At 34.3% G+C, this 6000-nt stretch carries 6 protein-coding genes; 5 read left to right on the top strand and 1 reads right to left on the bottom strand.

Annotated elements, in window-relative coordinates:
• Positions 1-119: 119 nt before the first annotated feature.
• A complete protein-coding gene (locus HZF24_RS15640; protein ID WP_179239293.1) occupies positions 120-1352 on the bottom strand; it encodes a MerR family transcriptional regulator in 1233 nt (410 codons plus the stop codon).
• Positions 1353-1702: 350 nt separating this feature from the next.
• Between HZF24_RS15640 and cobU the strand changes: the two genes are divergently transcribed.
• The 5 genes from cobU to HZF24_RS15615 all read left to right on the top strand — a co-directional run bounded on the left by cobU (position 1703) and on the right by HZF24_RS15615 (position 5937).
• On the top strand, positions 1703-2296 hold the full coding sequence (cobU, locus tag HZF24_RS15635; protein WP_179239291.1) for a bifunctional adenosylcobinamide kinase/adenosylcobinamide-phosphate guanylyltransferase: 594 nt from the start codon (positions 1703-1705) through the stop codon (positions 2294-2296).
• Positions 2278-3012, top strand: coding sequence for an adenosylcobinamide-GDP ribazoletransferase (gene cobS / locus HZF24_RS15630; RefSeq protein ID WP_179239290.1), 735 nt, complete (start codon positions 2278-2280; stop codon positions 3010-3012). The genes cobU and cobS overlap by 19 nt, the downstream gene beginning before the upstream one ends.
• Positions 3013-3014: 2 nt before the next feature.
• Positions 3015-3599, top strand: coding sequence for a histidine phosphatase family protein (locus HZF24_RS15625; RefSeq protein ID WP_179239288.1), 585 nt, complete (start codon positions 3015-3017; stop codon positions 3597-3599).
• A gap of 147 nt (positions 3600-3746) precedes the next feature.
• Positions 3747-4943 carry an acetate/propionate family kinase gene (locus HZF24_RS15620; protein ID WP_179239287.1) on the top strand — a complete coding sequence of 399 codons (1197 nt, stop codon included), beginning with the start codon at positions 3747-3749 and terminating at the stop codon, positions 4941-4943.
• 244 nt (positions 4944-5187) lie between these two features.
• A complete protein-coding gene (locus HZF24_RS15615; protein WP_179239286.1) occupies positions 5188-5937 on the top strand; it encodes an Rpn family recombination-promoting nuclease/putative transposase in 750 nt (249 codons plus the stop codon).
• Positions 5938-6000 lie beyond the last annotated feature (63 nt).

The following is a 6000-nucleotide window of genomic DNA, read 5'->3' as shown; positions in this document are numbered from 1 at the left end:
AGATTGATTTTTCATGTGTCTTTCCTTAATTATTATGAAAACCCGCTAATTTTTAGCGGGTTTGTCAATAACCTGACAATTACATGGAGTATACTCCATGTAATTGTTTTTTATATTCGTTATCTTTTGGCATCAAAGGCGTAAAGGGACATTTTTTCATTCTTCATATGAAAACTGAAAGCAAGGTTATCTCCTGAATCGTTTGTAAAGCCTATTTCCTCACAATCATCTATATTAAATTTCTCATTATGGAGGGATTTTTTAAATTCTGCTAAATTAAAATTATTTTCGTAGTTTTCAGGATATTCCTTTGTGAGCTGTTTTATGGACTTGGAAAATGGTTCAAAGTAAAAATATGTACCGATAATTTCCGATTTTTCCTTTAAATATTTTTGGATATTATTTATCAAAAATGTATGTTTATAGATACAGTGCTCGTTGGTCCCGAAAAAATCGATCAAAAGGTCGACGGACCTATTTTTTAAAGGATAATTGCAGCTTGAATCGGCTATGTATAAAATATCCGGCTCCAACCCTAAAAACTCTATTCTTTCCTTATACATGTATAGCGTTTCCGGAAATTTGTCTACAATTATTAACAAGCCCTCTCCGTTAATTTTTTTCAGGTGAGTGTATAAGAAAAAGTAAGCATTTACATGGGTTTCCAGTATGACTTTATTTTTCGGATCGTTTATGTTGATTTTTTTCAGCATCCAGTTATAGGATTTTTGGAACAATGTCACCAGATCCGGCGGTATATCCTTATACAACTCTCTGGTCAGATCCGGCTTGTCATAAAGGCTTGTATTCTTATTTTTAGTTATTACAATACCGTCGATGATTTCAATTTCATAGCCGCATTCGCATATCAAGGTTCCGTCATAGATATATTTGCGGCTGATTTTTGCGTTTTCAACGGACAACTGGTTTCCGCACAGGGGACAACACAAGTATTCCAAGGATTTTAAAGGAACTCCGGTCTTGTTTATTTTATAATTTACCACGTAAGAAAAAGTGTTTATTTCTTCATCTATCTTTTTAATTGACTCTTTAAGCTGCAAAAGCTTTGCGCCTATAAATCCCTTTTTTTCCTTTAATTTAAATATATAATCTTCAATGTCCTCCGGTTCCACCCAATTGGAAACTCGTCTCAGGGAAATGATGTCGTAGATTTCATTTAAGGAAAAATTCATAGCTTTCAATTTCAAAATCCATTTAATATCATTCAGGGTAGATTCGTCAAATTCAAATAAATGCCCTTTTCTGTGGGGAACGATAATTCCCAGATCTATATAATACCTCAGAGTATCCGCGGAAATATTGAATAATTTTGATACTTCACCTATTTTCAAATAAACTCACCCTTTCCTTACTGAAATGATTAAAAGACGGACGATTACTTACACTGCACGGCATATAATCAATTATATATTTGTTTTGCTGCATATGCAATTAAATTTATTGTTTTAAACACCGATTGGAAGATAAAAAAAATCGTACAAAAGGCACATGAAACAAGCTAAAAGGCGATAAAAGCAGTATAATAAAATAAAAACTTTATCGCAAAGAGAAATGAAATAAGAAAAAGAGAGGAAAAATAATTACATTTAAGAAATGTTTTTCTATTATTTTTGTTTGATTTTTTACATAACAATGATATAATATACAAGGTTATGGTAAATATTTAGCAAGTGGTGATAAAATGAGTTTAACTTTTATAATAGGCGGAGCAAGAAGCGGAAAAAGTACATATGCGGAATTAAAGGCAAGGGAATACGGCGAAAAGGTCGTATATATTGCAACTGCAGTTGTTACAGATGAGTCAATGGCTGAAAGGGTAAAAAAGCACAGAGAGCAGCGTCCGGTGTCATGGAGTACTGTCGAGATGTATTCAGATTTTGAAAGATTAGCCGAATACAAAGAATTCATGGACAACGAGGTTGTATTGATCGATTGCATGACAACATTGATAGGAAACTATATGTTTGACAGCAAAATCAATTTTGATACCTGTTCGCCGGAGGAAGTAAATAATTTAGAAATAAAAATAACCGAAGAAATTTTTTCCTTAATAAACGTTTGTAAAGCTAACGATAAAAAATTAATTATGGTTTCAAATGAGACAGGCTTGGGCGTGGTTCCACCTTACTATATGGGTAATTATTTCAGAGACATAAGCGGAAGAATAAACCAGAAAATTACGGTCGCATCAGATTTTATGTATTTTGTTTTATCAGGTATACCTATAAAGCTTAAGCACAAAGGGGAAATGATAAAATGGCAAGAGGATTTCTAATTCTTATTTCTTTTTTTACAAGAATTCCAATTGGTAATAAAATTGAATATGATGAAGAAAGCTACGTAAAGGGATTATCCTTATATTCCCTTATGGGTGCGGTTATAGGGCTCTTTTTAGCAGCAGTATATCTAATTTTTAACAATGTATATATTACACTTTTCAAAGGTCTTATACTTACTATAGCTTATATCATTATAACCGGCGGCATACACCTTGACGGAACTGCAGATACATCGGACGGTATATTTTCAGGAAGAACAGGGGAACGCATATTTGAAATTATGAGTGATTCTCATATCGGCTCATTTGGTGTACTAAGCCTGATTTTAGTAGTTATTTCTCAAATCATTTTATTTTCTTACACTGATATATTTACTGTATTTATGATGCCTGTTGCAGGACGGCTAAGTGTCATCATTGCATCTTGGGGTAAAAAATATGCCAAGAATTCAAAGGGCATGGGAACATTATTTATTGAATCAATTAATAATAATGCCTTAATAATAAATTTATTTATAGCATTATTTTTTATTTTGATATTACCATACAGGCTTATATTTTTAATTTCTGTAATTGCAACATTGATGATATCCTACTTCATATCCTGCAAAATAGAGGATAAAATAGGCGGCATGACAGGTGATACCTGCGGCTTTGTTCTGGAAATAAGCCAAATAATTTTTATGATGATAATACTTTTTCTAAAGGGATAATTATGATATACTTAGTTCGACACGGAGAATCAGAAGCAAACATACAAAACAGATTCAGCGGCATAACAGATGTGGATCTGTCAGATAGAGGCAGAAAACAAGCGGCAACAGCAGGCGATAACTTAAAGCCGTATAAAATTGATTATGTCTATTCAAGCCCTTTAAAAAGAGCAAGGGAGACTGCCGAAATAATTTGTGATGTAAATAATATAGATATAAATGAAATTATAATAGAGAACAACTTAATTGAAGTTAATTTCGGGCTCTTTGAAAATATGACTTGGGATGAAATACGAGAAAGCCACAGAGAAGAATCGGAAAATTGGATATCCAATAAGCATAGATACAAATTCCCAGAAGGTGAGTCATACGACGATATTGTAAACAGAATTTCTTCCTTCGTGGATAATGTGCCGGATAACTCATTGATAGTTACACATTTTGGAGTTATACAATCAATACTATTGTACTTGGATATTGCAGACGACAATAATTTGTGGGATCATAAGATTGATAATTGCGATATTGTCATATTAGACAAAAATAAAGGCAAAATAGAAAAAATAATCAAGAATGCGTCATCCTGAGCATTTGTCATCCTGAGCATTTGTCATCCTGAGCGCAGCGAAGGATCTCATCAGGAACATGTCATTCCGAGCGTAAGCGAGGAATCTCATCTTTACAGCTTTAAAATCTAAAGGATTTTATATAAATTAAAAACTTGGAGGAAAAACATGAATGTATTAGTAATTAACTGCGGAAGCTCATCATTAAAATATCAGTTAATCAACATGAATGATGAAAGTGTTTTGGCTAAAGGTCTTGTTGAAAGAATAGGAATCGAAGGAAGTGTTTTAAAACACGAAAAAACAGGTCAGAACAAAGTAGTTATTGAAGAAGTAATGAAAAATCATAAGGATGCTATTAATCTTGTATTAAAAGCATTGGTTGACGAAAATCACGGTGCGGTAAAAGATTTAGGTGAAGTGGATGCAGTTGGACACAGAGTAGTTCATGGAGGTGAAAAATTTGCAGGTTCGGTAGTAATTACAGACGAAGTTGTAAATGCAATGAAAGAATGTATTGAACTTGCACCATTGCACAACCCGCCAAACATCATCGGTATAGAAGCTTGTCAGGAATTATTGCCGGATGTACCAATGGTAGGGGTATTCGATACTGCATTCCATCAGACAATGCCTGCAGAATCATATATTTATCCGCTGCCCTATGAATTATATGAAGATATGGGAATCAGAAGATATGGCTTCCACGGAACATCACATAAATATGTTTCTGAGAGAGTTGCTGCTTTAACTGGTAAGAGCCTTGAAGGCATGAAAATAGTAACCTGCCATTTAGGCAACGGTGCAAGTCTGACAGCTATAAAAGACGGAAAATCCTTTGATACAACCATGGGTATGACTCCTCTTGAAGGACTTGTAATGGGAACAAGATGCGGTGATATAGACCCTGCAATTGTTACTTACTTAATTAATAATAAGAAAATGACAGCGGAACAAGTTGATAATTTAATGAATAAAAAATCAGGTGTATTAGGAATTTCAGGAGTAAGCAGTGACTTCAGAGATATTGAAGCAGCAGCGAAAGAAGGCAATGAAAGAGCTCAGCTTGCTTTAGAAAAATTCGACTACACAGTAAGAAAATATATCGGTTCCTATGCGGCAGCTATGGGTGGGTTGGATGTAGTAGTATTTACTGCCGGCTTAGGAGAAAATTCTGCTTCTAACAGATGTAACATTTGTAAAGGCTTAGAATTCCTTGGAATTGAAATCGATGATTGCAGAAATGATATAAGAGGTCAGGAAGTAGAAATATCAAAAGCAGGCTCAAAAGTAAAGGTATTTGTTATACCAACAAACGAAGAAGTAATGATAGCAAGAGATACAAAGATGCTTGCAGGAAAATAAAAATATATAAACGGTCGAAAGGCCGTTTTTTGTTGCTTTCCACAGCATCCACAAATATCATAGAATCGGCTGCAACCCTGACCGTCCCCGAGGCCTTAGTTCTTCTGGAATCTTTTTTGTACTTACAGTACAAGTAAAGCAATCGAATAAACGTTCGAAATAATCCTTGAATCCTATAGCTGCTTATGGTAAAATATGTATAGATAATTGACCTGATGAAATCATATTAAATCCGGAGATGAAAATGGATAATGAAAAGAACAAGACTGAAAGAATTAGGCTTGATGAAACATTAAAACTGTTGTTCGATGTGTCAAAGCCATTGGTAATCAATATAGTCAACTACTTTTTCAACGAAAGCTTTGATGTAAATCAGAAATACGATGTGGAATTTATGGCAACAGAAAGTGCTGACCTGAATATGGAATTGAGAAAAGCCGATCTATTGTTAAAAATCGGAGGAAAACAAAAATTTCATTTTGAATTTCAACTTAACGGAGAAAGATTTATGGTGCTTAGGATGTTTGATTATGGGTATAGAGAGGCTGTAAAAGATACAGGAACAGAAGATATACCGACCATATATTTTCCGAAGCAGGCGGTGCTTTATTTGGAAGAGGGAAGAGGTATTCCCGATGAATTAAAACTGAAGGTAGTGTATCCGGTTACCGACAAAGGTAAGCAGGAGATAGTGTACACGGTTAATTATTTCTCGGAAACATATGCGGACTTGAAACTATCAAAGGAGGTGTCCGAAATGACAGAATATATTTATACAAGAGGTAAGGCAGAAGGCAGAGCTGAGGGAATAAGGGAAGGCAAAAAAGAAGGAATAAGAGAAGGTATAAAAGAAGGCAAAGCCGAGGGAATTCTTGAAACGGCTGCTGAAATGTTAAAAAAGGGCTTGGACATAGAGTTAATCAGTGAGATAACAAAACTCCCGAAAGAAGAAATAAAGAAGCTGCAAGATAAAATTAACAATCATAATAATTAAAAAAGAACATGTCAAGAGGACGGGGTTGCTGACATAAATAAGGGACATCAACATTCCATTCGT

This window comes from Sedimentibacter hydroxybenzoicus DSM 7310, from assembly GCF_013403245.1.
Taxonomy (GTDB): Bacteria; Bacillota; Clostridia; order Tissierellales; family Sedimentibacteraceae; genus Sedimentibacter; species Sedimentibacter hydroxybenzoicus.
This window is presented reverse-complemented; position numbering and strand designations above follow the sequence as displayed.

Bases quoted from the DNA above. Each gene is read 5' to 3' on its own strand.
- cobU (WP_179239291.1), top strand. From the start codon at position 1,703: ATGAGTTTAACTTTTATAATAGGCGGAGCAAGAAGCGGAAAAAGTACA.
- cobS (WP_179239290.1), top strand. From the start codon at position 2,278: ATGGCAAGAGGATTTCTAATTCTTATTTCTTTTTTTACAAGAATTCCA.
- HZF24_RS15625 (WP_179239288.1), top strand. From the start codon at position 3,015: ATGATATACTTAGTTCGACACGGAGAATCAGAAGCAAACATACAAAAC.
- HZF24_RS15620 (WP_179239287.1), top strand. From the start codon at position 3,747: ATGAATGTATTAGTAATTAACTGCGGAAGCTCATCATTAAAATATCAG.
- HZF24_RS15615 (WP_179239286.1), top strand. From the start codon at position 5,188: ATGGATAATGAAAAGAACAAGACTGAAAGAATTAGGCTTGATGAAACA.